Annotated in this window: 26 protein-coding genes; 3 read left to right on the top strand and 23 right to left on the bottom strand. The window is 35.6% G+C overall.

The features are described 5' to 3' along the window. Window positions 1-343 precede the first annotated feature (343 nt). From KBP50_RS06990 to KBP50_RS06915, 16 genes are all read right to left on the bottom strand, one after another. Window positions 344-856: a metallophosphoesterase family protein gene (locus tag KBP50_RS06990; RefSeq protein ID WP_050353233.1), complete on the bottom strand. Its 513-nt coding sequence runs from the start codon at window positions 854-856 to the stop codon at window positions 344-346. An 11-nt stretch (window positions 857-867) separates the two neighbouring features. Further along, on the bottom strand, window positions 868-1,479 hold the full coding sequence (locus KBP50_RS06985; RefSeq protein ID WP_050353234.1) for an XTP/dITP diphosphatase: 612 nt from the start codon (window positions 1,477-1,479) through the stop codon (window positions 868-870). A gap of 1 nt (window position 1,480) precedes the next feature. After that, on the bottom strand, window positions 1,481-2,248 hold the full coding sequence (gene rph / locus KBP50_RS06980; protein WP_050353235.1) for a ribonuclease PH: 768 nt from the start codon (window positions 2,246-2,248) through the stop codon (window positions 1,481-1,483). Between the two features lie 266 nt (window positions 2,249-2,514). After that, on the bottom strand, window positions 2,515-3,576 hold the full coding sequence (locus KBP50_RS06975) for a GerMN domain-containing protein (RefSeq protein WP_050353236.1): 1,062 nt from the start codon (window positions 3,574-3,576) through the stop codon (window positions 2,515-2,517). An 88-nt stretch (window positions 3,577-3,664) separates the two neighbouring features. Next, complete coding sequence (gene racE, locus KBP50_RS06970) at window positions 3,665-4,492, bottom strand: glutamate racemase (RefSeq protein ID WP_050353237.1); 828 nt, start codon at window positions 4,490-4,492, stop codon at window positions 3,665-3,667. A 21-nt stretch (window positions 4,493-4,513) separates the two neighbouring features. Further along, complete coding sequence (locus KBP50_RS06965; protein WP_175609436.1) at window positions 4,514-4,918, bottom strand: MarR family winged helix-turn-helix transcriptional regulator; 405 nt, start codon at window positions 4,916-4,918, stop codon at window positions 4,514-4,516. Between the two features lie 1,115 nt (window positions 4,919-6,033). Further along, the gene (locus KBP50_RS06960) at window positions 6,034-6,270 is read right to left on the bottom strand and encodes a glutaredoxin family protein (protein ID WP_050353240.1); all 237 of its coding nucleotides are present in this window, start codon (window positions 6,268-6,270) and stop codon (window positions 6,034-6,036) included. A gap of 644 nt (window positions 6,271-6,914) precedes the next feature. Further along, window positions 6,915-7,232, bottom strand: a complete 318-nt coding sequence (locus tag KBP50_RS06955; RefSeq protein ID WP_050353241.1) for a magnetosome magnetite crystal formation protein family — start codon at window positions 7,230-7,232, stop codon at window positions 6,915-6,917. Between the two features lie 414 nt (window positions 7,233-7,646). After that, window positions 7,647-8,090 carry a Dps family protein gene (locus KBP50_RS06950; protein ID WP_050353242.1) on the bottom strand — a complete coding sequence of 148 codons (444 nt, stop codon included), beginning with the start codon at window positions 8,088-8,090 and terminating at the stop codon, window positions 7,647-7,649. Between the two features lie 169 nt (window positions 8,091-8,259). Beyond that, a complete protein-coding gene (locus KBP50_RS06945; RefSeq protein WP_269466274.1) occupies window positions 8,260-8,697 on the bottom strand; it encodes a molybdenum cofactor biosynthesis protein MoaE in 438 nt (145 codons plus the stop codon). Then, complete coding sequence (gene mobB / locus KBP50_RS06940; protein ID WP_050353244.1) at window positions 8,697-9,206, bottom strand: molybdopterin-guanine dinucleotide biosynthesis protein B; 510 nt, start codon at window positions 9,204-9,206, stop codon at window positions 8,697-8,699. The genes KBP50_RS06945 and mobB overlap by 1 nt, the downstream gene beginning before the upstream one ends. Beyond that, the gene (locus tag KBP50_RS06935) at window positions 9,203-10,459 is read right to left on the bottom strand and encodes a molybdopterin molybdotransferase MoeA (RefSeq protein ID WP_050353245.1); all 1,257 of its coding nucleotides are present in this window, start codon (window positions 10,457-10,459) and stop codon (window positions 9,203-9,205) included. The genes mobB and KBP50_RS06935 overlap by 4 nt, the downstream gene beginning before the upstream one ends. 30 nt (window positions 10,460-10,489) lie before the next feature. Beyond that, the gene (locus KBP50_RS06930) at window positions 10,490-11,509 is read right to left on the bottom strand and encodes a ThiF family adenylyltransferase (protein WP_050353246.1); all 1,020 of its coding nucleotides are present in this window, start codon (window positions 11,507-11,509) and stop codon (window positions 10,490-10,492) included. Window positions 11,510-12,483: 974 nt separating this feature from the next. Next, window positions 12,484-12,759 (bottom strand): hypothetical protein, encoded by a 276-nt coding sequence (locus KBP50_RS06925; protein ID WP_050353247.1) that lies wholly within the window; start codon window positions 12,757-12,759, stop codon window positions 12,484-12,486. Then, window positions 12,756-13,340, bottom strand: coding sequence for a hypothetical protein (locus KBP50_RS06920; protein ID WP_050353248.1), 585 nt, complete (start codon window positions 13,338-13,340; stop codon window positions 12,756-12,758). The genes KBP50_RS06925 and KBP50_RS06920 overlap by 4 nt, the downstream gene beginning before the upstream one ends. Window positions 13,341-13,626: 286 nt before the next feature. Continuing rightward, window positions 13,627-14,010 carry a MarR family transcriptional regulator gene (locus tag KBP50_RS06915; protein WP_232231296.1) on the bottom strand — a complete coding sequence of 128 codons (384 nt, stop codon included), beginning with the start codon at window positions 14,008-14,010 and terminating at the stop codon, window positions 13,627-13,629. A 438-nt stretch (window positions 14,011-14,448) separates the two neighbouring features. On the opposite strand from KBP50_RS06915, the gene KBP50_RS06910 reads away from it, so the two are divergent. Beyond that, window positions 14,449-15,732 carry an L-lactate MFS transporter gene (locus tag KBP50_RS06910; protein ID WP_050353250.1) on the top strand — a complete coding sequence of 428 codons (1,284 nt, stop codon included), beginning with the start codon at window positions 14,449-14,451 and terminating at the stop codon, window positions 15,730-15,732. 1,073 nt (window positions 15,733-16,805) lie between these two features. Here the strand turns inward: KBP50_RS06910 and KBP50_RS06905 are convergent. The 7 genes from KBP50_RS06905 to KBP50_RS06870 form a co-directional block, all read right to left on the bottom strand. Continuing rightward, complete coding sequence (locus KBP50_RS06905; protein ID WP_050353251.1) at window positions 16,806-17,633, bottom strand: sugar phosphate isomerase/epimerase family protein; 828 nt, start codon at window positions 17,631-17,633, stop codon at window positions 16,806-16,808. Between the two features lie 543 nt (window positions 17,634-18,176). After that, window positions 18,177-18,653, bottom strand: a complete 477-nt coding sequence (locus KBP50_RS06900; protein ID WP_050353252.1) for a thermonuclease family protein — start codon at window positions 18,651-18,653, stop codon at window positions 18,177-18,179. Then, window positions 18,647-18,946, bottom strand: coding sequence for an IS3 family transposase (locus KBP50_RS22775; protein ID WP_072740913.1), 300 nt, complete (start codon window positions 18,944-18,946; stop codon window positions 18,647-18,649). Before KBP50_RS22775 ends, KBP50_RS06900 begins: the two co-directional genes overlap by 7 nt. 1,115 nt (window positions 18,947-20,061) lie before the next feature. After that, window positions 20,062-20,694, bottom strand: coding sequence for a class I SAM-dependent DNA methyltransferase (locus KBP50_RS06885; protein WP_050353253.1), 633 nt, complete (start codon window positions 20,692-20,694; stop codon window positions 20,062-20,064). A gap of 18 nt (window positions 20,695-20,712) precedes the next feature. Further along, window positions 20,713-21,765 carry an LLM class flavin-dependent oxidoreductase gene (locus tag KBP50_RS06880; RefSeq protein WP_050353254.1) on the bottom strand — a complete coding sequence of 351 codons (1,053 nt, stop codon included), beginning with the start codon at window positions 21,763-21,765 and terminating at the stop codon, window positions 20,713-20,715. 4 nt (window positions 21,766-21,769) lie between these two features. After that, entirely contained in the window at window positions 21,770-23,032 is a 1,263-nt protein-coding gene (locus KBP50_RS06875) for an ATP-grasp domain-containing protein (RefSeq protein ID WP_050353255.1), read from the bottom strand. Between the two features lie 3 nt (window positions 23,033-23,035). Next, on the bottom strand, window positions 23,036-24,232 hold the full coding sequence (locus KBP50_RS06870) for an ATP-grasp domain-containing protein (RefSeq protein WP_050353256.1): 1,197 nt from the start codon (window positions 24,230-24,232) through the stop codon (window positions 23,036-23,038). A 158-nt stretch (window positions 24,233-24,390) separates the two neighbouring features. On the opposite strand from KBP50_RS06870, the gene KBP50_RS06865 reads away from it, so the two are divergent. Both KBP50_RS06865 and KBP50_RS06860 read left to right on the top strand, forming a co-directional pair. Then, entirely contained in the window at window positions 24,391-25,665 is a 1,275-nt protein-coding gene (locus KBP50_RS06865) for an MDR family MFS transporter (RefSeq protein ID WP_128743507.1), read from the top strand. 366 nt (window positions 25,666-26,031) lie between these two features. Continuing rightward, complete coding sequence (locus tag KBP50_RS06860; protein ID WP_128743509.1) at window positions 26,032-26,388, top strand: hypothetical protein; 357 nt, start codon at window positions 26,032-26,034, stop codon at window positions 26,386-26,388. Window positions 26,389-26,495 lie beyond the last annotated feature (107 nt).

Genomic DNA, 26,495 nt, shown 5'->3' with positions numbered 1-26,495 from the left:
TCATTCATCCTCTACGGCTTGTTGGTACTGTAATGGTATGACCTAAAGACCGCTTACGAAATAAGGCATTTAGGTCTGTCATCTCCCACTTAGACTTGTTGCAGTACAGATTATCCAACTCCTGAAGCGGGAGTCTTACGGCACCTCTTATATACAGGATAAAAATTCATTTTATAAGCTAAAATTTCCTGCAGAAGTTTCCCCTTCCTTACAAAATCTTTTATCGCAAGCATATGTCTATAGGAACTTGGACCAATCGGGAATTTACATGCTGTTTTCCTCACTTAGACTTCTTTGCATCTACTTGGACTCCCTAAAGCGGGAGTTTTACAGCATATTACATTTAGGATAAGCTTGCTGTATAACTGGAGTCTTTTAATTGCTCTCCATCCACCGTATAGAATTGAACCCTAATCTCTTCTTTTACATCCCATTCCATTATCGCATACGTTTTTTCCTTTCGTCCACGAGGCAGGCGGATACTGCCAGGATTGATCAATAATTGATTTCCTTGCTGTTCTGCACCTGCAATATGCGTATGACCAAAGCAAATGATTTGTGCTCCCAGTTCCTCAGCGCGATAAGCCACATGTAATAAATTACGCTTTACTTGGTGGAGATGTCCATGCACAATAAGAAATTTCAAGTCATTAACGGTTAGAGTTTGTTCTTCAGGATAGCGGTTATCCACATCACAATTACCCATTACAGTATAAAAACCAGCCATTTCCTTATCATCCATTCCTAATTCCGAATCCCCACAATGAATCATAGCATCTACATAATGGCGCTGTTTAATCATTTCCAGTTCTGTTGTTAAACCATGACTGTCACTTACGATCAGTACTTTTGTCATAGAGAACCATCCTATCTGTTGTCTAAAAATAAGTCCTGTTTTTTTAAGTTTGTTTCTAATTGTTTGATAGCGTTCCGACGGTGACTAATGGCATTTTTTTCTTCTGCTGTTAACTGTGCCATTGTTTGTTCATAGCCGTCTGGGATAAAGATTGGGTCATAACCAAAGCCGTAATCCCCAACTGCTGCTTTCGCAATTTTGCCATGACAATATCCTGTATAATATGTAGTAACTGAATCAGGGATGGTAACGGCAAGTACACAAATAAACCGCGCTGTTCTTTCTTCTTCTGGTACAGATTGTAATTCTGCCAATACTTTATTTATGTTTGCCTCATCACTTTTATCCTCCCCAGCATATCGTGCTGAGTACACTCCAGGTCTTCCATCCAACGCATCAATCATTAAACCAGAGTCATCAGCGATTACAGGTAGCGATAATAGCGAAGCAATTTGTTCTGCTTTTAATGCTGCGTTTTCCTTAAAGGTTGTCCCTGTTTCCTCAATATCTGGTATGTTGTCTAATTCATTTAAGGATATTGCTTCAAGTTCATAAGCAGCAAATAATTCTTTAAACTCCTTCGCTTTCCCTTTATTTTTTGTTGCAATAATGATTTTTTTCATTTTATTTTTCTTCCCCTTGCGTACTGGCGTGTTTATCAATCTGTTCAGTTATGGAGCCTAATGCTTCTTTCTGCTTTTCAAACAGTGTCAATAAGCCTTCTTCGGCAAGTTGAAGCATGGTTTGCAGCTGTTTGCTTGTAAAAGTTGCTTCCTCCCCTGTACCTTGAATTTCGACAAACTCACCTGAGCCTGTCATTACAATGTTCATATCAACATGAGCACTGGAATCTTCTAGATAATTCAAGTCTAGAATTTCACTTCCATCAGGCAGTACGCCAACTGAAGTTGCTGCCAGAAGATCCGTCACTGGCATTTTGGAAATGACTTTATTTTCCACTAACTTATTAAACGCTAATGCAACCGCAACAAAGGCACCTGTTATGGAAGCTGTCCTTGTGCCTCCATCAGCTTGTATCACATCGCAATCTACCCAAACTGTCCGTTCACCTATATTATCTAAATCAACGACAGATCGAAGTGCGCGTCCAATTAAGCGTTGAATTTCCATTGTTCTACCGCTTACTTTTCCTTTGGATGATTCACGAATGTTTCTTTGTTCAGTTGCACGAGGAAGCATAGCATATTCGGCCGTAATCCACCCCTTCCCTTGTCCGCGCATAAACGGAGGAACTCTATCTTCAATACTTGCATTACAGATTACTTTTGTATTTCCTATCTGAATCAGCACAGAGCCTTCTGGATGCTGAAGAAAATCAGTTACAATCGTGATAGGTCGTAAACTATTGACATTACGTTGGTCATTTCTCATTCTAACTCCTCCTTATTCCAACACTAGCTTAACATATTTTTCATCAAAAGCACTATTTAAATACATGGCTATCTAATTGAAGTTATGCCTTGAAAATTATCCTAACATATTTTACCCTTCCAATATGATTGGAAGTAGCTGCACCATTTTAGTATCTACTTTCGAATTACCTTCTTATATAAAGAGCATATTTATTCCCGCCTCCATACTATTTATATACCTAATAAACACAAAAAGAGGCTAAACAATAAGCCTCCTCTCTTTGGTTAAAGTTCCTCTGTTTGCGTAAACTGCTGTATGGTAACAGGTTCTGTATATGCCTCCCCTTCTTCATTCACTACCTGTTCTACATTGTCTATACCAACTTGAACGGACTCAATACCTTTTATTCCTGTCATTGTCCGCACTAGACTTTCCATCACATGATCAGATATCACGGCTTTATCTGCATCTTTTAAAATTTCCTCATTAAATTGCAAGTGCAGCACACTGCCCTTTACTGAAGGTTCGCTTGTTAAAGTGGCTTTTGGATTAAATACTTGCATCACATTTTGTTCCACTCCCGGGCCGTCGATTAAAGCATTCACAATTGCCATTAATTCGTCTTCTTCTTGTTCTACATATTGTGTAACAGGAACATAATAAGTGTTATCATTATGTTCAGCTGGGTAAAACATGGTTACTGTTTTACTATCCACTAAATCATTTGCGCCTGTATCACTAATATTAATGCCATTTGCTCGCGAAAACCCTTTTCCTATCGGTGTACCATCCACAGGCATTTCTTGTAGTGCTTTCCCTTCTATTTGCAATTGCACTTGATCCACATTCTCAAATTGCGTTAATGAATACGTTACTGCTTCTAATATTTTCCGTTCATTTTCGGCTTCATAATTCGAAAATTCTTTCGATAAATCAACGACAATTGTGCCATCTTCTTGTAAATTTACTCCTAATACTTCTGTTCCAGCTGGTAATACAGCTTGAAAGCCATTTGGTAACATTTGAGACACAGGACCATCCTGTACTAAATACTCCACAACCTGTTGAGCTACAGTGTGCGAGTCCGTTGTAGGCAATTCTAACGTTTGTGAAGCAACCATTCCATTCGCATCTAATAAATATAATTCACGAGCAACCGTATCCGTTTGCTCCTCAGCTTCTCCCTCCGCTTGCTTTCCATCTTTCGTTTCACCCTTTTTATCAACGGGTTCTGCATTTTGTGGCGGATCCATTTCCTCATTTAATGACTGCTCCCCTTGAAAGCATCCACTTAAAAGGATTACAAGGCTCACCGCTCCCACTATAAGCATGCCGCGCTTTTGCATTTTTTCCCCTCCTACGATAGTTTGTACTATGATATATACGAGCCTAGGAGGTGAAATAGACCAAGCAACATGAAAAAAAGCAAGATTCTTATTTAGAATCTTGCATTTGATGTAAAACAGCTTTTTTGATCGTTATCATTTGTAAATTTCGCTCTTTAAAAATTCGTTCAGAGATTTGCATAAACATTTCCAAATCTCCAGTTGTATAAAACTGATGAATTGGAAACACTTCTGTATGATTTAATAAATGTTGCATTTCTAATATGGTGCTTGTTTCCCTAGCTGTTTCTTCGCTGGAAGAAATAAGTGTGACATTTGTTCCTACAACTGACTGGATTGTGGATTTTAGTAATGGGTAATGGGTGCAGCCTAAAATAAGTGTATCCATCTGTTTTTGTTTCATCATAGGTAGTAATGCTTCTTTCACTACTTGAATTGCTTTTGGTCCCTCCATAATACCTTGTTCTACCATTGGGACAAACATCGGACAAGCTTTTGCATATATGTCCAACTCTGCTTTAATATTTTTTAACGCATCTGTATAGGCATGGCTTCTGATCGTCCCTTCTGTTCCAATAATCCCAATACAATTGTTTTTTGTAAATTTAATCGCCGCTCTAGCACCAGGCTGAATAACGCCAATAACCGGAATGGATAAATGCTTTTTTAAAGAATCCAATGTAAACGCAGTAGCAGTATTACACGCTACAACTAACATTTTAATATCTTTTTCCAATAAAAAATCAACCATTTCCCAAGTAAACTGCTGTACTTCTTCTTTTGACCTTGGGCCATAAGGACAGCGTGCTGTATCTCCAACATAAATTAATTTTTCCTTAGGAAGCTGTCGCATTAATTCGGATACTACTGTTAATCCGCCAACTCCCGAGTCGATGACTCCTATCGCTCGTTTCACTATATCGCCTCATCTTGAAGTTTATTTCTTTTCTTTTTCCTTCATTTGCTCATGTAGATATGCAAGCAATTTATGCAATTGATCAATTTGGTCATCCGAAAAGTTTTCTAAAACCTCTCCTAAATAATGCTGTCGCTTTTCAATAACCTCATGGATAATGGTTTTCCCCTTTTCAAGAACATGAATTCGCACCACTCGGCGGTCTTTAGAATCGCGCACTCGTTCAACAAGTTCATTTTTTTCCATCCGATCAACCAAATCAGTAGTCGTGCTAAAAGCTAAGCTTATACGATTAGATAGCTCTCCAATCGTTAAATCTCCTTCTTCCAAGAGCCATTGCAATGCAATAAACTGCGGAGAGGTTATCGGATAATTATGGAGAATTTTACGTCCGTTCTGCTTAATAATACCGGAAATATAACGCATCCGCTTTTCAATTCGATTGATGGTTTGTTTAGTTTCATGCGATTTCAAAAAAGTGACCTCCTACTCCCCTATGTATCATATCTATTTTACATAACGAAACAGTCCTCCGTAAAGCAAACATCTTTGATAAGAAAATTTTTTCACTTTTATAATATGTGCAAAAATGGTTTTTTGACTCTGATTATGTTTGGAAATAAAGATTTTAATTCCCGAATTATGTGCTCCCTCTGCTGTAACAAGACGTCATAGCTTATACATTTACTGTTAGGTATTTCACATTTCTACTTCAGTTCAAGTTTTGTGGCAAATACAGCAAAATTTCTATCACAGAATTTAATTTCATCTGATAGAAGTAAAAAAAGCTGCTAAAAATCTTAAATCACTGAAGCACCAAATTTATCTGCTTATTGCGCGCGAAGTATGGCACAGCTTTTTTCTTGTCTTTTAAAAGAATAATCAATTTCTTCTAATTTCACGTTTACGGAGGTCGATTCGTAAAGAATTGAAAGCATCTGCAATTTAAATGCTGTTATTCCAACCTTAGACTTTTTTATATGAATTTTTAAAGGTAATCCCTCACATTTCAGACATTTTTTTATCAACCACAATTCACCTTTCTAATATGTTTTTCATTATACAATGAAAACAGTAACCTTGCATCAAGTGATTTCTCCATTTTAAAAATTAGATGTAGTCCGGTGAAAAAATTTATTCCGCTTTTTTAAAGATATATATTTTTTTGTTTTCTATTTTTTGTACTGAAGATCAAACAAATGGATAACTTTCGTTGGTTGTAGAAGATGTTCCTTCTAACATATCTGTAGCTCCTTATTTAATATAAAAATGCGACTAATTGGCAAGCAAGGAATAATAACCATCTTTAATTTCTATACGATAGAACGATTAAAAAATGGATCTGCCATATGTAAAGCATATGGCAGATCCATTTAAGACATTTCACTGCATTAATTGCATGATTAAAATTGCAATTGCTGTGATTAATAATCCCAGATTTCCTGGGCAAATCGAAAAAATTGATTTTTTATACTCATCTGAATCTGAAACCGAGCAACTATTGCATATCCATTTCTTTTTAAATGGCTTTTTATACATAATTAGCTCTTCAGTGCTTCTTGAACTTTGTCAGGATCAAAGCCAATAATCCATTTTCCGTTAATTTTTGTTTGGGGTACTCCCATTTGTCCAGTTGTTTCTACTAATTTTTGTCCAGCCTCTCGATCTGTTTGCACGTTTATCGTCTTATATGGAATGTTATTTTCCTTTAAATAATTTGTCATCATCGTACAAAATGGACAAGTTGACGTAACATATACTTCTGCTGTAGCTTTCATGTTAAAATTCTCCTTTATCTATAGTATTGATTTAATTTCATTTTATACCCCTATAGGTATACTGTCAATAAAGGTGCTCTTCTTAGCTTTCTCTTCATTTGATCTAATTTAGTTAAACAAACCATAGGTAAGTATTTTAAGTATCAGATCCCTAACTCGAATAGTTATAAAGATTAACTAAATAAGGAAGTGCAATGTCTAGACTCTTATCCTTTATTGTAGTTCATGAAGTTATAGAAGTGATTGGACGGAAATTGCGGATATGGGTTATATGCTTTTTAACAGATTATAACCTTTTTCGCTACATAAAATACACTTGCTATTTCTTCAAATAATGAAAAAATTAGCAAATGTATTTGTCGGTTAGTAGTTTATATTTGACTAAGGAGTGGGTCCTTCGTATCCTAATTAGTTTTTGTTTTCAAGCCAAGTATTGCAGAGACCAATTAATTCTTGAATCTCATTAATCAGTAAACTGTCATTGTAACCATCACAAACAGTAGGATGAACCTGTACAAATAATAGGAATGGATTCAGCATGTTAAAAACCTTGCTACGTCTTTTTTATACACCAAACAAGGTTTTTTAATTCTTCACATCGAATTCCTAACTTCGTAGAAGCAACTGATTAGTGTAATTTAGAATCAATTTTCATTTAATACTTTAACACCGCTAATCAAATTAAGAATAAAATAATATATGTTTATAATAACGGCTAGTATACCGGTTATAAGCATCAAACCACCACTTATGGTTTCATTCATGTTACTAACACCTGCCGTTACAAAAGCAATAATTAATCCCACAATAGTTATAAACGGAACAAGATGCATTCCTAAAGCTCTTTTCGCATGTTGCTTAACGTTTGTATCAGCTAAGAAATAGACAATAATAGGAAAAAGAAACGGAGCAAAAAATACACTAAAATAACAAAGAGAGGATAAAATATTATTAGGTTTCATTGTTTATCACCTATGCATTTATTTGATGTATTTATTGTACCACGTAAGCTATTGAAATAATCTTACATTATCGAGAGCTTTTAAACCTAAAATGGTTAATATCTCGAATGTATGATGTCATAACGATTCCACTTCAAGAGTTACAACGATATAAAGAGTCTAAATGGGAATTAACACCTAAATACCCGTTTCGCTCAGAGGTCCTTAGGTCATATCATTACGGTACTAACAACTAGCGGAGGAAAAAGGAACCCCCCACCATTTGAAAATGAACTTTATTAAAATAGAAAATGATTTTGAGTTCACTCGTTTTAAAATCCTAAACAAGCTAAAGAGATATTAAAAATAGAACTATCTCCATATACACAGAGTTAGTTCTATTTCCATAAGTATTATTGTTGTGATGCCTCTATATTATTGCTTTGCATTAAAAGCATCTAACATCCAGATGTGTTTTTCCAAAGAAGCTTTAATACCAATAAATAAGTCGCTCGTTGGTTGGTCTTGTGCTTCTTCAGCAGCTTCAATGATTTCATTGGATTCATTTACGATTTGTTGAAAATCTTTTGCTAGCTGAGTAACCATTTCATGATCCGATTCTTTACCTTCTGCTTCATTAATTGTAGCTACTTCAAGATAAGCTTTTAATGAAGAAAGTGGTTTCCCTTTAATGGTTAACACCCGTTCCGCAATTTCATCAATATAACCTGCAGCTTCATCATAGTATTCTTCAAATTTTTCGTGTAATGTGAAAAAATGTGCCCCATCTACATACCAATGATAGTGATGAAGCTTCGTATAAAGGATATTCCAGTTGGCTAATTGTTTGTTTAATGCATCTACTAATTGTTGGTTCATCTAATATCTCTCCTTATGTCTTCGTCACATTTATTATACACTTTTTCATTATTTTTATCAAATAATATTATCACTTAATAATAGTTATAAATTAGAACTTATATTAGCAGGGGTTTTCTTTTATCCCTCACTGATTGTTCGTATCACAAAAGTATTTAATCAGCATTATTTATTGTTCATTTACAGGATATTTTTTCTGAACGCCTATCCACTGTTCCCCGTTTTCCCATATTTCTTTTTTCCAAATCGGGACTATTTGTTTGATTCGATTAATAGCATATTCATTCGCTTCATAAGCTGCTTTTCGATGTGGTGAAGAAACAGCAATTAAAACGGCAATGTCTGAAATATGTAATTCTCCGATTCGATGAACAATTGCAACCTTAATTCCAGGCCAATTTGCTTCCATTTCTGATCCTATTTCCGCTAATTTTTTCTCAGCCATTGGAATATAAGCTTGATACGATAAGTAAAGCGTACGGATACCATGTGTCCATTCCCTAACATTTCCAGTAAATACAGTAACCGCTCCAGCGGCAGGGTGAAGTACATAATCCATATAGGCTTGTACTTCAATCGGTTCTGTTACAATAGCAAACGGTTTTATCACGATAAATCTCCTCCTAGCCAATTCCATAACCAGTTATTTAAAGCTTGCTCTTCCTCACGAGAACCGATCTGTGGAAAGGAAATAGGTTTATTTTTTAAACCGACTACTAATTCAATATCCTGTAATTGTTTCAATGAATCCCAGTCCGCTTCATTTTTCACTAAGACAACTTTTGGACCGCTTTCTTCTTTAAATCCTTCGATCAATAATATGTCTGGCTGGTCGATCGTGGCAAGCTTTTTCAAGCGCTCAAAATCAGGGGTATCATTTAACATCATTTGTACAGCACCGCCACCAGAAACAATCGACATATCAGCACCACTTTGGAAAAATCGCATCGAATCCGTATTTTCATCTGGCATTTTTAAACTTCCATGTTTCCCGTGATGACCGTGCTGTTTGATCGCCGAAACAGAAAATCCTCTTTCCTTCAAAAAACTTATCCAGCGCGATACTAAGGTGGTCTTGCCACTATTTTTAAATCCTACTACATGCAACGTCTTCATAGTCGCCACTTTTCCTCCCCTTGGTCCACACCTAAAAGCAAAATATCAACTTGCATGCCCTTTCGATATCCGCTAGAACCGCTAGGCAAAACAATGAGACAGTTTCCTCGAGCGATAGAAGAGACCGCATTGGATTTATTAAAGCCAGCAGGAATTGCTATCACACCCTGTTTCGTCATTTTCCAAATGCCACGTATGAACCGAGTGAACGGATTATTTTTAGTAAAATCTTCACCTAACGTTGCATGGATATGGGCTAAGTATGGCTCCTTACTTCCCATCATGGTCATTATCGCTGGGCGAGCAAATAATTCAAATCCAGTAAAACAAGCAGAAGGGTTTCCAGATAAACCGAATAGAAGTTTATCACCTAAGGCAGCTACTGTCGTTACACTTCCAGGCCGCATCATCACTTTATCAAATAGCACCTTAGCCCCTAGCCGTTTATAAAGAGCGGGTAAATAATCATAATCACCAACCGAAACCCCACCAGTCGTAATAACCACATCTGTTTCCTGCAATGCCTGTTCCATTACTTCCATACATGCATCTAAATCATCTGGTAACATACCATAAGAACGACATGAAATACCTAATCTATCTAATTGCGCTTGAATCATCGGACCATTGGAATTACGGATCTTTCCTGGTTGTAATGATTCGGTTACATCCAGCAACTCCGTTCCAGTAGCAAGCACCCCTGCAATCGGTTTTTCAGAAACATTTACATTAGCATATCCAAATGTTGCTAATAAAGCGATTGTTCCTGGATGAATTTTCGTACCTGGCTCTATAAGCACCTCACCTTTTTTAGCATCTTCTCCCTTAAAAGAGACATGATCACCAGGCTGAAGTGACTCTAGCACCGTGAAGCCATCGTTTGTCTTTGTCGTCTTCTCGAGCATCACAATTGCATCTGCCTGTTCTGGTAAAATAGCACCAGTCATAATTCGATAGGCTTCATTTTTGCCAATTGGAACTTCTGGCACTTGTCCAGCACCGATTTCTCCAACAACATGAAAGGCAATTGGATGATGCGGTGACGCTCCAGTGGAATCTTCTGCCCGAATCGCATATCCATCGTACGCGGAACGGTTAAACGGTGGCACAGCGTGAGTTGCAATAATGGGCTCTCTCAATATACACCCACTTGCTTTTTCAAGTTCTATTTTCTTGATTGGTAATGGCTGAACATGATTTATTACACGTTGGATTGCATCTGACACAGGTATTGGATTTCTTTTTTCTATCATTGGTCTCCCCCTGTCTTTCTTTACCACATTTCACCCAAATAACTGATGATACAGTTTCCTTCCTTGGGATATATCTTTTAATCCATGAATAAACATTCTGCCGTTTTGAAATAAGATACAACGATACGATTGAATGTAAAATTCTATAAAAAAGTCTGTAATCCGATGCTTGACACCTAGTCTTTTTACTACTTGTTCGCCATCAGAGATAGCGAGCTGTCGTTTCGCAATAGGAATGACTTGGACCGTATCTCGTCCACATAATACAGCAAAGTTTGTTTCTTCTTGCTTCTCAAGCGCAGGATAGGTGGCTTGATGCGAACACGTCGGACAAGCTTCCTTTTTCATACGGGAAATTCCCACTTCCATAAATGAGTTATTCCAAATATCAAAGTGAAACAATTTCGACCGCAATTTCTTGCTATTTCCAGTCAACCATTTCAAAGCTTCTGTACTTTGGTTAGCTGCTACCATACTAGCAGCAGGAGCGATAATTCCAGCCGTATCACACGTTTGTGTGACGGCCGGAAGAGCTGGTAACAAACAACGAAAGCAAGCTGTCTGTTGTGGCACAAACGGAAACACTACTCCTGTACTCCCCACACACGCACCGTATATCCACGGCAATCCACGCTTCCAAGCGACATCATTGATTAATAGCCGGGTTTCAAAATTATCCGTCGCATCCATGATTAAATCGGCATCTGAGACAAGCTGCTCAAGCAAAGGACCGTCAACATGATCGAGAACAATTTGAATATTAGCATCTTCTCGAACTTCCTGTAACACTCGCTTGGCAGCTATTACTTTCGGTGTTCCTTCCCGAGCGTCTTGTTCCGTGAACATTTGCTGGCGCTGTAAATTGGACATTTCCACGTAATCACGATCTGCAATCGTCAGCTTCCCAACTCCAGCACGGATTAACGTTTCTGCTATGTTTGTTCCTAGTGCTCCGCAACCAATCATAACAACATGAGAAGCGGCTAATTTTGCTTGACCTTTTTCTCCGATTGGTTGAAATAGCATTTGTCGAGAATATCTTTCTTCCATTATATCCCCTCCTTATAGTGATTAGCTAACAAGACCAATCATTTCATTTTGCTTCATAGAAATTTTAATTAGAAGGGATCTCTTTTTTCTACAATACACATTCAAACAATAAACAAATTGGCATAATACTAGTAGGAAAACTTCATTCAGTAGAGACAGTTTTTCCTTTATCCCCTTCTGGCTGTTAATCGTGAGCGAATTTGAAATTTAGTACTATTATCTTCAGGTGATACACTCTTATCGCCTGCCAATTTTCAAAGTAGGAATTTTACGATACCTCCATTAAATTGCTTCATACCCATAAGGTATTTTGACATAACATGGGACAATTATTTTTTGTCTAACATACTAACTAATCTTCGGGAATGTTTTCATTGTTGATTAAATACCGAACTTAACTTTTATTCTACGTGAAAGACAAAATAATTAGCAAGGTATTTCATTTTTATACACTATGAGGTATATTATGAGTATATTCAATCATTATTTATCATCATTGAAAGAGAACCTCTCCATGTTACAAAAGTATGCCAATGCTAAAAAAGATCTTACAAAAAACGAAACCCTTTTCCAGTAACTGTTTTAATAACATTACCCCCACCTCTTTTACTCTTCTTTCCTTGATTGTAAAAGAATATTAAAGCAAAGGGGTGTAACATTTGTCACACATCTTATAATTGTAATAAAACAGTCAAAATTATTAAAGGGCTTTCATTTTCTAAAGGAAAGAAAGAATAGTATGTGCGAATTTGGGTGAGACATGCTCGATTGGAGAGGCTTGCTTGAGGTAGCAAGAGACATATGCGCATTACTATGAGTACTATAAGCGATCTCGATTTTGAGAGAAACATGTGCGATTAGTAAGAACAAATTGCAACGCCCATCCTGCAAGTAATAACGGCACATGTCTTCCCCATTAAAATTAAATATGGTATTTCCATTTTAAAACTACATGGTATCAGCATCTTTTTTACTTAAGACGGCTGAAATGGTATGAACAGAAAATTTATGATTCGTTTTACATATTTAGCAGTAATCAGTAAAACAGCTACAAAGACACACATAACGGGTATACTTAAATATCTAGGAACTGGGATATTAGGTGTCAATGTCATTTCAATCTGAGTTATACCAATAGTACGTAGAATACTGGCACCTAACCCGATAACCGCACTTACGATTAACCCCACGTATAACACGCTAAATATAAGTAAGCCAAGTGTAGCGAGAAAACGGTAAAGCCAGATCATAATAGATTTTCCTTCACTATTCTTTTTACGTTTGCGCTATTTGCAATTGTATATTGTTTTTTATAATACAACGTGTTAATCTTACAGTTTTCACCTAAAACTACATGTTCGCCACGCACAATGTTAGCCTCTGTATTCGTCAATTGTATGCTTTTCCCAGTAATTTTTTCACCTATAAGGCGTTTACTTAAAGAAAACCCTGTTCTTACTTGAAGCTCTACAGCATTGATAAAATTAATCCGACAAACACCTTTCATAGTTATCTCTCCATACTCCACTTCTAAATTTTTTACTCGGATAATGCCAAGAACTTTCATATTTTTCGCTTCTATACACCTTGCCTTTATAGATCCTCTCGCATGAAAATGTTCAAGCCTTGCCTGGTTCATTTGTAAATGTCCACCGCTCTTTAGTTTCTTAATTTGAGCCATTTCATTCATAATACAGCTGCCTGTGGTATTTACCTCTCGAGCTTCAATTGATGCATCAAAATGATGGTGCCCTTGAGCAATAATCATATCTGTTTGAATTGGTTCACACTGTCTGCTTTGGCCAATTAAACGTAGCTTATAATCCACCAAATGATTCAACCCCTTTATATTTTAATTATTAAACTATATATTAATTAAACTATATACCAATTAAACTAAATCCGTCAATAAAAAAAGAGCTTCGATATAAAGCTCTAGAATAAAGAGGATCCAATATCTTCAACGGTGGGTTTTTCTTTCGTCTCCCATTGGTTGTTAGTACCATAAGGGTATGACCTAAAGGCCTCTAAACGAATCGGGCATTAGGTGCTGTTATCTCCCACTTATGTTCAGTACACACTCTCCACCGTTCAAGCGGGAGTCTTATTACAGCATCTTATATGCGGGATAAAATTTTACTCATCAATTGATTCACTTCGTGTAAAATCGTTGTCATTTCCCTAAGTTGGCTTGATCCAAACTTGGCAAAGACTTTTTGTACATATTTCTCCCCTTCTGTTGTTAATTGTATAGTAACAACGCGACGATCTTCTTTGTCACGCAAGCGTGTAATAAGTCCCGCCTTTTTCAACTTATCGCACATTGCTGTCACTGCTCCAGGCGTTACGCCTGCAAACGAGGCAATTTCTGCCGCTTTCATTCCTCCACTAATTTTTAATTTCACTAGCAAAACCAGTTGGTTGGCTGGTAAATCTTCATCAACTGTTATCATATCCATAAACTGCTTTGATTTATATTGAATTTCTGCAATCTCTTTCATTATTGATTCAACATGGGTCATTCGATCACTGCCTATAAAGTATTTTAATATCTAAATTATATAATAAGTAAAATTGAAATGCCAATAGCAACACAATACATTAACTGTATAAAAACGATATACTTTGGCTTGCCCACTCCATTTAGACATAATAAGCAATTTAAGTGTGATGTAAAGATTATCTCCTCAATTTCAAGACTAGTTGCAGTACAAAACAATCACCTTATCAGAAGGTGTTTTTTGGATAAGCCACTCTAATACACCTCCTGAACGAAAAAAGCGTTTATCGAAATTACATTTTGGGGTAAGAAATTGTTTTTCACTATTTTTTTCTGTTCCATATTTTAGCTATCAAAAGAAATTGAAATGTATGCGTTTTCGTGGTAGTATCATTCTAAATGATTTTGTCTAAAAATTCTAAAATAAAGGAGGACTTTTATGAACAAGGTCAAAAACCGATGGCTTATTGCAACTGCAGCTGTTGGTATACATATTTCCATCGGTTCCGCTTATGCGTGGAGTGTATTTACGAAACCGATGGTAGCTCAATATGGATGGGAAACGACAGAAATTTCCCTCGCTTTTAGTATCGCTATTTTCTGCCTAGGGTTTTCAGCTGCATTTATGGGACGTTTTGTAGAAAAACAAGGACCTCGTAAATCCGGGATGCTCGCAGCACTTTTTTTTGGTATCGGTGTAGCTGGTTCAGGTCTCGCAACGACTTATGAATCATTGTATATGCTTTATCTTTTTTATGGAATTATCGGTGGAATTGGCTTAGGAATCGGCTATATTGCTCCTGTATCTACGCTCGTTAAATGGTTTCATGATCGCCGCGGATTAGCAACAGGACTTGCAATTATGGGTTTTGGGTTTGCAGCTTTACTTAGTGGACCTGCAGCTGCTGCTTTCATTCATTCAATTGGAATTTCAAATACGTTTTACCTGCTTGGCGCCATTTACTTTATCGTTATGACCCTATCCGCCCAGTATCTCGCTCCCCCTCCTGAAGGTTGGGCACCAAAAGGCTTTGTCAACAACCAACAACATGGTAAAAAACAAATAAAACAAGATTTATCAGAGCTCACTGCAAATGAAGCAATTAAGACCCGTCGCTTCTGGATGTTATGGTTCATGTTATTTATTAATGTAACTTGTGGAATTGCGATTATTTCTGTCGCTTCACCAATGGCACAGGAAATTGCCAAAATGTCTGCACTAGCTGCTGCTGCCATGGTCGGTATTATGGGTCTTTTTAATGGTGGAGGAAGACTCGGGTGGGCATCGCTATCTGATTATATTGGTCGTCCAAATGTGTATACTGTCTTTTTCATCATTCAAGTGATTGCATTTTTCATGTTGCCATTTGCCGACAATGCAATTTTATTTCAGGTGCTCATCTTTGCGATTTTAACTTGTTATGGAGGCGGATTTGCATCCATCCCTGCCTACATCGGTGATATGTTTGGAACGAAACAACTTGGTGCTATTCACGGCTATATATTAACTGCTTGGGCGATGGCTGGCATAGCAGGTCCTCTCTTGCTCTCCCTTATTTATGATACAACAAAAAGCTACAATTTAACGATGATCATTTTTGGCGGGTTATTTATGTTTGCACTCTTTATTTCTATTTGGATTAGGGCAGATATCCGTAAACTTAAACGGCAACTACAGTACGAAAAAAGTCGGCATACTTCTTTAGTTAGTGATATGCAATAAGAGCCAATAAATAAAAAAATAGTAGTTGCCTTGATTATGTAAAATGAATAGTTTAGAAAATCCGTTAATTAGAAAAACTTGGCTTGTCGCCAAGTCTTATGGCGAAAGCCTTTTGTTTTTCTTATACTATAAACCAAAAAAATCTTATCCTTTCCTATAGTGGAACAAAGGCGCGGGGCGCCCGTTTAGCAACGTAGCGAAGGGAACGAATCAACTAAAGATTTAGGAATCATGCCACTAAAAACAGGGGTATGCCGACGCCTGAGCGGCAAACCCGTTTTTAGTCGGCCTTCCTCTTAGAGACGAACCGATGAGGCCTTATCGTAGGGCGCATTTCTAAAGTCGCATCGTTGCTGAGCTCATGCGCCGAGCGTGGCTATGCGGTTATTTCGTTATCCACTAGCACCTCATTTTATTCTTTCTTATCTTTTGAAAAATACTCACCTGTTTCGTCTCGACTTACTTTCGAACCCAAAACTTCTGTCGCATCGTCGAATAAAGAGCATGGTAGATATTTGGATAAAAGGAGTTTTCACTCATCTCCCACTGATTGTTAGAGGAACGAATCGGGTATTTAGATGCTGTTATCTCCCACTTAAACTTGTTGATCTACAGATTATCCAACTCGTAAAGTCGGAGTCTTACAGCACCTTATTACGGTAATAAAGTGATTGAAGAAAATTTTCAATCCGATGAACTCCATTCAAAGACAGAAAAGGGAGATTATCATCTTTATTTTAAAGTGAAAACGGGGGAAGGGTTAATTGATAAGTTGCTTGTATGAAGCACTGATAAAATTCATTTCCAAAAAGATATCCATTTATATTTCCAACTAAGCCTACAATCAGTAGACTTAGTTGGAAACATGAAAAAATTTACCTTAAAAAGGAAATCACGCAAATTGCTACAGCCAAGCACCCCTCGTGTCCAAGTGAGGCATTGTCAATATGATATAAAACTCATTGTGTTTACATGTAGGGAAATAAACTAATTTATACTCTCTTTGTATCAATCATCCAACCATACAGGTGTTGCAAATGACTAACGTAACAAACGAAGCATCAAGCATGTTATCATTGTTTTTCCTTCACTAAATGATGCAGCCAGTTAATCCCTTCTTGTACAAATTTTCTGGAGGGATTGGAATGAGGCGTATGCTCCAAAACGAAAATAATATCCTCTATACGAGCAAGCTCTTCTATAATTTTCTTAACTTTATAATATTCCCCATCTTTCTCATATGTAGGGTGAATGGGTATCCAATAATAGTTCCCATCCTTACATTCAACATTATGCAGATGTACTACTTTTATATGATCCTTCCATTTGGAAATATAGGATAATGTTTTTTCTTTTGTACCTAGTAAATAATCTCCAATATCTATGCATAGCTTCACATTGTATTTTGCCCATCTTTCAACTGGGAATCGGTGTAATAATTCAATATTTACAGCCGAGCGATTCAAGCCAAGCTTTGGCTCACAAACAATCGAAATATTATACTTCCCTTGAAGTGCATGTAACCGAGCCAAGCCGCTTTCTATTTTCGCAAAAGTGTTTTCTTTATTCTCTGCTTTAAAATAAGGAAAATGCACTAATACATATTCTGCACCTAACTCCGACATCTTTTTCAGTTCCTTGTCAAACTGTATCCAAGCAGCTTCCGGTTCCATATGAACATGCTGTAAAAGATCATATTTACTTCCTTTACGGTATAAAGGAGAATGCAATCCAAAACTTAAACCGTGTTTATTCTTTATCGTAATAAATTCTTCAAAGGCAACTTGATTAGGAAATTCTCCAATTTCTATATGATCAACAAAATCATAACAAAACAATTCTTCAAGCTTAGATGGGTCTGTTAATATGGTACTGCCTGAAACACCACATTTATAGGCCATAAAACCACCCTTTAGATTGGTATTCGTAAATGTGAAAAACTTTTAGTTAAGCAAAAAATTATTTGAACATGACAACGAATAATTTAGGCAATTATGAACAAAACTTTACTTGATTCCATAGTATCGTACTTGCCTTAAGTGAAGCAAGAATTCCTTATCTCTCTAAAAATAGCTTACAATCAAAAGTCAGACAAACGTAATGTAAAAATATTAATAAAGGATAGACAGATATAAAAGCTTCAAAAGATATTGAAGAAGCTATCCATTGGTTAGTTAAAAATAATGATAAAGGTTTATTGGATTGGTGGGTTGGAACGTTGTACATAAAACTTGGTCAATAAAGTGAATCTTCCATCAGTGGGTGTTTTCATTCATCCCCCACTGTTTGTTAATTATGTAATCGCGGTATTCCCCGTCCTTTTACGAAATCGAGTATTTAGGTGCTGTTATCTCCCATTTTAGACTTGTTGCTGTACAGATTATCCAACTCCTGAAGTGGGAGTCTTATTGCACCTTATATACGGGATAAAAAACCGCTGCCTATTATTCAGCAACCGACATATCGAATCCATTTTCTGTCACGTAGCAGTTGATGCTCCATATCTTTACTTTATCCTCTTTTGCCTCTACTTGCGCATCTTGAAATTCATCTAAGTATTTCGTATTTGGTTCATAGATATAAGCGACTCGAGCATATCCTTCTTCAATGAGTAGCTGGTTAAAGTTAACATCATCTATCCAAACATAACCAAGCAATCGATCATACTTATCGGTTTCAGGATTGCCTAACTCTAATTTCACTTTTTCCCCTTCTAACTTTTCTTTTGCAAAGCTACTTGCTTCCTTTGCAAATAGCTGTACAGGCTTGTTCGGATGGACGCTTTCTTTTATAACGAGCGTGTCGCCATCAACTACTCGCTCGACTATCACCTCATTTGCCTGTAATTTTTGTGCAAACAAGGAATCCGTTATTTCTTTAAGTAATTCTTCTGCATCAGTGAAAATAAATAACCCTAACAAAACATCACAAATATCAATAATGGAAAAAACAAATAGGAATCGATCTTCACCATGAATATACCGTATTTAATATCCGCCTCCCAAAGTTGATTGGATTCAGTAATCGTGTGATTTCGAGCCAGTTTTCTAGGATGTGAAACTCTTTTCCTTCTTTGAGGGCGCAAGATATCTAGTTCTTTACAGAGACGATACACCTTCTTTTTATTGATTTTTAGTTCATACTGACGGCGAAGGATTACAATTAATTTGCGGTAGCCATACCCGTTACACTCTCCAGAAATAATCTCTAACAAAAATTCTTTATTTGTTCATCAGCTATTTTCTGTCCGTCCTCGTTGATGGAGAAGCTGGTGCAGGATGACCCTCACTCACTTGCTACTCGTCCACACGATAATTCTTTCGGTAATAGTAGGTGGAACGAGGAATTTTCAATATTATTAATACCAATGTGATGACATATCCTTTTTGAATCCATATATCGGCTACTTCCATTTTTTCAGTAAGTGAGGTTTTTGGTTTTTTATAAGATCTCGTAAAATGGCTATTTCAAGATCTTTTTCGCCTCATATTTTTTTAGTGATCATTTTCATTCGAAAGATGCTTGGAATCGAGGTCTGGAACAGTGATTACATCAATATCTCCATATTTGGCGCCTTTGTACTCTTGAACCCATCTTGTCATCATGTTGGGATTGAGTTCATATCGACGTGCAACAACAGATGTTTTCCCTGTCTCCATCGCTTCTTTTATTACTTGTATTTAAATTCTTTAGAATAACTTGTACTCTTTCATCCACTAATCCAGAATAGGCTTAAGGATCCATCACAGGGGACTTTCGCTTTTGTTTCTCTTTTTTTAAACTCATCTTGATTGGTATATTTCTTTACAGTATAAGGGTCCCCCCATTCTCCTGCCTATGCTGGCAAAAGTTTCACCTTTTTGATTTACCTCATCTATTTGAGACACTGCTAACATCTCCTAATATACTCCTATCGAACGTTGTTGGTTCAACGAGGAGTTTAAAGTTATTTGGAGGAGTTGGCGAGTGGCTCATTTAATTTATGTATGGGCTCGTAAGGCCATACATAAATTAAATGCCAATAACTACATTATTAGTTTTCCATAAACAGGTTCCTTCTAATAAACGATAGGACAAATTAAGTAACTGAATCTACTCTAGCAATTCTAAAATAATGGGTTAGTAATATTAAACATAAGCAATTCTTTTTACCCGTCACTATATTACTCTTACCATACTGGAAAGGAATATATCATATGACGTCTGCATTACCTCTAGTAATATCTAACGAAAATGGAAAAGGTTCAAACCATATTGATTTGAACCTTGAAATATTGTAAAAATCTTATCTGTTTGAAGTTTTCCTGAGCATTTTAACGTTGGATTAAGTCATTTCTGAGCTTCCATTATCCAAACATAACTATTGCACTTTGTGAATTCCACTTTAAATCCATTACTAGCAAAAATCTCTTCCAATTCAGGAATTGTACAGTAATACTCCTGAGTCAAATCTCTATATACATTATTGTGACCTTTTCCCTTTGCCTCTTCAACTGCTAGTTCATATGACTCTACATTTTCAAATACAACATCAGCAAATAATATTTTCCCTTTTGTATTCAGAGTGGTTAAAAATTTCGAAGCGGAAATACTCTTATCTTTATTGTTTAGGTGATGAAATGCAAAACTGCTTACTATACAATCAATGTCTTTTAAATCAGGGTAAGAATCAAAGTCACCATCAAAAACTTGAATGTCAGGAATTTTTTCTTTCGCTATCTCCCTCATCGCTCTAGATGGATCAACACCAATCACTTGCAATTTTCTATCAATGAGCTTCAATGTTAGATTACCTGTACCAACTCCGAATTCTAATACATTTCCAAATGCTTTATCGGCAACAAGATTTAGTATTTCATCATACTTATAAAAATATTGGCTATATTCATTTTTTTCACAATGAACTGTTTCATCATATGATGTTGACCATTCATCAAATACAGATAAAAATTCCTTTCCCATATAAATCACTCTCCAGCATTATGATGTCACTGATACTTTTATTAATTCAATTACCTTACCAACATTTTCAACCTCTTCCATATACGGGTAGCCAGTTAAACTAAAGTAATCTATCTCTACACTGTGATAATCCATTATTTTGTTTGCAACTTCTTCGTAAGAACCATAAATTGTTGCAACCGGTCCAAACCTTACTTGTGCTAATCCTAACCATAGGTTTTCCTCTAGGATGAAATCTTTCTTAACAAGATCCATGTAATCTCTATTGCCAAGCGCTTTACGTTTTTTGTATAATTTTTCCATTTCTTTTAATTGTTCATCAGTTACACCGTGTAATAACTTTAGACAGTCATTATAAGCTTCCTCCTTACTTTCCCTTGCCACTATATTAATTCCCATTCCAAACTTAATTTTTCTGTTAAAATTATCTTCGGAATACTTTTTTGCAGCAATAACGTATTCGCTAATTTTTTCAACTGTATCTCCAAACGTTAAATAATAGTCATATAGTTCGCTTGCGATTTTCATGGCTGGCAATCCGCCCCCTATAAACATTTTAGGAGGGCGAGAGAAGCTGGGATTAACGGTAGCTTTCTCATACTCAAAAAAATCATCTCTATGTGCATGCTTACCTTCTGAACTCAACAGTTTTTTTAAAGCTCTGGAGAAACTTTGTAAATGCATAGCCTTTTTCTCTGGCTCTGGAAACCGATAACCTTGCATAAGTGCATCTTTAGGAGTCCCTTGTACAACATTCAACTTTACTCTATTTTTATTATTGTCTAAAGTGCTTAACATTGTTGCTAGTGTTTGAGGCGAAGTTATACCCGGTCTATAAGCTATAAGTGTATTTAATTTATTTGTTTCTTGAAGGATATAGGACGCTGTAACAATAGGATCCATACATCTAGGATCAATAGGAATTAATATATCATTAAAACCTGCTGATTCTGCCTTTTTTGCTATCTTTACTATGTAGTCAATGCTGGGCGGAACCATAGGTTCTGGGGAGTTCACGTATTCATAGTCACCAGATGTAGGTGCAAACCAGCTAAATTCAATATTGTTCAAATTTTTAGCTCCTTTCCATACTCGCGAGTACATATGAAAAATTCACATTATTATTAATGTAATCAACTGTGTTTTCAATGTTCTCATTGGAAGTATCTCTAATATAAATTTCGGCTAACTTTTTAAAAGTATCGAAGGGATTATATGTTACAATTTCTCCTGGCCCAGTAAAAATAGAACCAATAATGTTATCAGGAAGCTGATCTAGACCCGAAATACCTCTTATAATAATATCCTCTTTAGCTGGAAAGGGGATTATAATCATTGCAATTAAATCATTTACCAAATCATTTTTATGCACCCTTATAATTTCCTTTTGGGTATCAAATAAATAACTTGCTTTTACCAAATCAAAATCATAAGCTCTTTTAATTAACTTACTAATGCCCCCACCGGGATATCTACCGGCAATTTCAAGGAAATGGAATTCCTCATTATCTACGAAAACTTCGAGGTGAAATACCAACGAGTCTATCTTAAATACCTCTAATACTCTCTTTGTGAAGTATTGAGCCTTCCTCACCAATTCCGAATCGCTTTGGATAATGGTACATAAATCTCCATTGTTTGAAACATAGTCATAGCAATTACCGATTTTTTTGGATACTGAGAAAAACTTCATTTCATTTTCCTGAATGACTCCATCAAAATGCATAATTGGATGTTCTAAATATTCCTCTATTAATACTTCTGAATTGTTTTGTATCAACATTTCAATATGGTTAGTGGCTTCAACTATTTCTTGAGTAATTAGAACACCATAACTAGCTGCTTGATTAATCGGTTTTATCACTATCTTTCCATATTCTCTTAAGAACTGAGTTATTTCTTCATGATATGTATCAACATCTACTAAAGTAAAATTTGGAGTAAGTATACCAGAGTCAAATATTTTTTCTTTCATTTTATATTTATTGCGTAAAAAGATTGCTTCTGATTCTTTTATCCCAGGTATGTTAAATCTGGTTCTAATCATGGCTGCACTCAGTACCGTGTGTTCGTAAGTGGTAACTATACTACTAAATTGACCGTGTTTTTCTATTAAGCTTGATACAACGTCATAAATCACATCAATATTATTCTCAAAACAGGAGACATCAAAATTATCAGGTGTATCAATGTAAAATGATTCTATGTTCTTCTGCATTTCCTTCGGGATAGCAGATGCTTCTAAATCTGTAATCAAGAAATAACTGTTATGCTCTAGGTCTAGAAAATCTATAACGCTGTTTAAATCTCCTAGAATTAAAACGTTTTCTTTTTTCATCAATTACTCCCCCTTTATTGCGTTAAGTTTGAAAGAGTTTCTTAACATATTCACTTTATTTTTCAAATCTTTTTCTGAGTTACCTATAATAGTGAAATCTGCTATCGAAGCTACCGAATTATCTGCTCTTTTTATCACATCACCAGGCTTTCCATTTATGCTCTTAAAAAGTACCCAGTCAAAGTTGAACTCATCTTCATTACTGATTTCAGTTATAATACCTTCTTTTTTGTGTATAACTACCCATCCTGCATATGTGTCTTTGGCTTTAGGGATTGTTATTTCTTCCTCTAATTGAAGTCTTACATACGTTTCGGTAAGATCGACTCCATAAACGTACTTTACAGAAGGTATAACGCCTGCGCCGCCGGATCGAGCACCTATTTCACAAAATACGATAGAATCTTCTTCGCTATCATAAAACACTTCTAAATGTGTGACTCCATTTTTAAAATTAAGGGCAGAGATTACTTCTTGATTAAACTGTCTCATTTTTTCGATTAGATCAGAATCATCTATCATAATAGATGCTAAATATCCATCCACGGAATAATTTAAAGTTGAATTCAAGTAACGACTAACCGAACACACCTTTACTTCACCATTAAGGACAACTGAATCACAGTGATACATATCTCCTTTAATGAACTTCTCGATTTCATACTGATTACTAAGATCAAGTTCTGGTATATCGGAAGCACTGTTCACTATAAATGTATCTTTGGTTCCCATGCCGTCTATGGGTTTTATAACAGATTTACCGTATTTCATTACAAAATTTTCTGCGTCTTTTTGATTTGATATTTTTTCAACATAAGGCACTGGTATACTATTTTCTTTAACTTTGTTTTTCATACTGATTTTATCTCTAAAATTCTTAGCCATTTCTATGTCCATTCCAGGCAAACCGTACTGAACTCTTTTGGTTGCTGCTAATTCCATATATCTTTCAGTTACATTTATAATTTTGGAAAACTTGTAATTCTTATAAAAAAATTCAATTGCATCATCTACTGCATCCTTATTATTTAAATCACAAATTACAACAGCACAATACTTATCAACAGGAAAATCAAATTTAGTTTCATGGGACTGTAAAATACATAACTTCTCTACGTTCTCAAATGGATAACCAGAATCGTTGTAGACCCAATAAGGAAACCTATTTATTAATAAAACTGCATCTTGTTGTATTTTCAATTGTACCCCCTCCTATTAAATGAATCATCTAATATTTTTGATTTTACTGCAAATCACACAAAATCACAATTAAACAACATTTTTTGAATATTATTGTAATAAAGCGATAATATATCATTGTGTAAATTTTCGGATGAGTGTATACTCTTTTTAGAGAGGTGAGGTTTATTGTTTTTTTCCAACTACATAAAAGTATTCAATTAAGATTAGCATCTTCTTTTTTAGCCATTTCTGTAGGCAGTATGATTTTCCCATTTATGGCTATCTATTTTTCAAATTATGTTGGGGGAGTATTAGCTGGAATATTACTTCTGATAAATACTATCATATCAATTATTACGACTTTATACGGTGGATATCTATCTGATCGGATTGGAAGAAAAAGGATTTTAGTGTTTGGTGAGGCATTAATTGCAATTAGTTTTGCTTTTATGGCTTTGGCAAATTCCCCTATACTATCATCTGTATGGCTAACTTTTATTATGATGCTGTTAAACAGCTTCGGTAATGGTTTGATCCGTCCTGCTTCAGATGCAATGTTAATTGATGTTAGTACACCCGAAAACAGAAAATTAATGTATAGTGTAAGCTATTGGATTACCAACTTATCCGTTATGATTGGATCAATAATCGGCGGGTTATTCTTCAAAACACATTTGTTCGAAATGTTTCTAGCGATTACGTTTATTTCTTTAATTCCTTTTGTCATAGTTACTTTCTTTATCTCTGAATCATTTAAACCGAATGTCGAAACTTTAAAAGAAAAATCAGTGCTAACCAACTTATACATTAGTTATAAAAAGATTATTAACGACAGAGTTTTTATGTTCTTCACTTATGCAAGTATTTTGTTGTATTCTATTATGAATCAAATTACTAACTATATCGCAGTAAGATTAGATCAAGAATTTCCAAAAATGCAAATCAACTTATGGAAATTGAACGATATCTATATAGATGGTCTAAGAATGGTGTCAATCATTAATGTTGAGAACACAATTGTTGTATTAGTTTTCTCTATTATGTCTATAAAACTTCTAAAAAAATATAATGCTGATTCTATATTTTATTTAGGGATAATATTATTTGTGGGAGGAATTTCAATCGTCACCATCAGTAAATCTTTCTGGGTGATTTTAGTTGCAGCTTTAATCTTTTCTATAGGAGAATTGCTATACGTTCCAACGAGGCAAGCACTATTAGCTGATATAGTACATGAACAAGCAAGAAGTTCGTATATGGCCATGAATAGCCTCTCCATACAAATTGGAAGAATAAGTGGATCTCTAGGAATAATTCTTGGGGCAATAATAGGTTCCTGGGGTATGTCGGCTTTATACATAGTCTTGGGTATCGCCACAATTCTTCTCTTCAAAAAATCTATGAGATTGTACAAGTATCATAAATCAAAATATGAATTGAGTAATTTATAAAATCAATTATATTTGGGAATTGTAGTATGGATTTACACCAATAATTCGAACACAAATAGTTAAGTTAAAATTGCTTACTAATTATAAGCTTGACATTTACCCTCTGCGGGTATGAGTTCTTGCCTAGAAGTCATGCCCGCCTCTCCAATTAAAGCCGTGCGTTGTGAGTGTGAATTGGGAAAATGAGGCTGACCATCTGTCACAAATACAATATCAGCATTTTAAAACGACTTTCATTAATAACTTCTAAAGACTTTTTAAATGGAAGCATAAAATCCGTACCACCACCTAAGAAATTTTCACTTAGCTTTATCATAACCTTATTTTCGATTTTCCCTTTTAAATACTGTTGAACCTCTAGCTTTTTTGAGAATAATAAAAACTTGTCCATCAGGGCAGTTTGAAAGAAGTGGTGTAATCCTGGGAAGAGAAATAGAAAAATTATTGCCTTTAGAGCTTGCATTATACAATTATATAAATACACAGCTGGATTTTCTAAGACGTTATACAGAAGGTCAAACCATGATGTATAATGATACAAAAAAAGCAAAAGAGGCTTTAGGGAAAGGCCAAATAATTCTTTGTCTCGATAAATCGAGCAGTACGCATCCCTTAGATGCACAATCCAAGGTATTTGCTTTAGCTCTTATGTCCATTCCAAAAAGACAAAAGCGTGTTTTTTGCTATATACCGCCTTCTAATCCTTTTGCTACTTCATTCTAATGTAGATTTAGTTTTATCGGACACTATCATCCTATCTAGATTTGCTAACAGATTCTAATTAGACTGTAAATGTGTAATAAAGCGAATCTTCAATTACCCTCCACTGA

It is taken from the genome of Virgibacillus pantothenticus (assembly GCF_018075365.1).
Lineage (GTDB): Bacteria > Bacillota > Bacilli > Bacillales > Amphibacillaceae > Virgibacillus > Virgibacillus pantothenticus.
This window is presented reverse-complemented; position numbering and strand designations above follow the sequence as displayed.

What these genes read in the sequence shown, in the direction of transcription:
- KBP50_RS06915 (WP_232231296.1), bottom strand. Translation starts at nt 14,010, where the DNA reads ATGAAAGAGATTGCAGAAATTCAATATAAATCAAAGCAGTTTATGGAT.
- KBP50_RS06925 (WP_050353247.1), bottom strand. Translation starts at nt 12,759, where the DNA reads ATGATCTGGCTTTACCGTTTTCTCGCTACACTTGGCTTACTTATATTT.
- rph (WP_050353235.1), bottom strand. Translation starts at nt 2,248, where the DNA reads ATGAGAAATGACCAACGTAATGTCAATAGTTTACGACCTATCACGATT.
- KBP50_RS06960 (WP_050353240.1), bottom strand. Translation starts at nt 6,270, where the DNA reads ATGAAAGCTACAGCAGAAGTATATGTTACGTCAACTTGTCCATTTTGT.
- KBP50_RS06985 (WP_050353234.1), bottom strand. Translation starts at nt 1,479, where the DNA reads ATGAAAAAAATCATTATTGCAACAAAAAATAAAGGGAAAGCGAAGGAG.
- KBP50_RS06875 (WP_050353255.1), bottom strand. Translation starts at nt 23,032, where the DNA reads ATGAAAAAAGAAAACGTTTTAATTCTAGGAGATTTAAACAGCGTTATA.
- KBP50_RS06935 (WP_050353245.1), bottom strand. Translation starts at nt 10,459, where the DNA reads ATGATAGAAAAAAGAAATCCAATACCTGTGTCAGATGCAATCCAACGT.
- KBP50_RS06990 (WP_050353233.1), bottom strand. Translation starts at nt 856, where the DNA reads ATGACAAAAGTACTGATCGTAAGTGACAGTCATGGTTTAACAACAGAA.
- KBP50_RS06955 (WP_050353241.1), bottom strand. Translation starts at nt 7,232, where the DNA reads ATGAAACCTAATAATATTTTATCCTCTCTTTGTTATTTTAGTGTATTT.
- KBP50_RS06905 (WP_050353251.1), bottom strand. Translation starts at nt 17,633, where the DNA reads ATGGCCTATAAATGTGGTGTTTCAGGCAGTACCATATTAACAGACCCA.
- KBP50_RS06950 (WP_050353242.1), bottom strand. Translation starts at nt 8,090, where the DNA reads ATGAACCAACAATTAGTAGATGCATTAAACAAACAATTAGCCAACTGG.
- mobB (WP_050353244.1), bottom strand. Translation starts at nt 9,206, where the DNA reads ATGAAGACGTTGCATGTAGTAGGATTTAAAAATAGTGGCAAGACCACC.
- KBP50_RS06965 (WP_175609436.1), bottom strand. Translation starts at nt 4,918, where the DNA reads ATGCGTTATATTTCCGGTATTATTAAGCAGAACGGACGTAAAATTCTC.
- KBP50_RS06910 (WP_050353250.1), top strand. Translation starts at nt 14,449, where the DNA reads ATGAACAAGGTCAAAAACCGATGGCTTATTGCAACTGCAGCTGTTGGT.
- KBP50_RS06885 (WP_050353253.1), bottom strand. Translation starts at nt 20,694, where the DNA reads ATGGGAAAGGAATTTTTATCTGTATTTGATGAATGGTCAACATCATAT.
- KBP50_RS06930 (WP_050353246.1), bottom strand. Translation starts at nt 11,509, where the DNA reads ATGGAAGAAAGATATTCTCGACAAATGCTATTTCAACCAATCGGAGAA.
- KBP50_RS06975 (WP_050353236.1), bottom strand. Translation starts at nt 3,576, where the DNA reads ATGCAAAAGCGCGGCATGCTTATAGTGGGAGCGGTGAGCCTTGTAATC.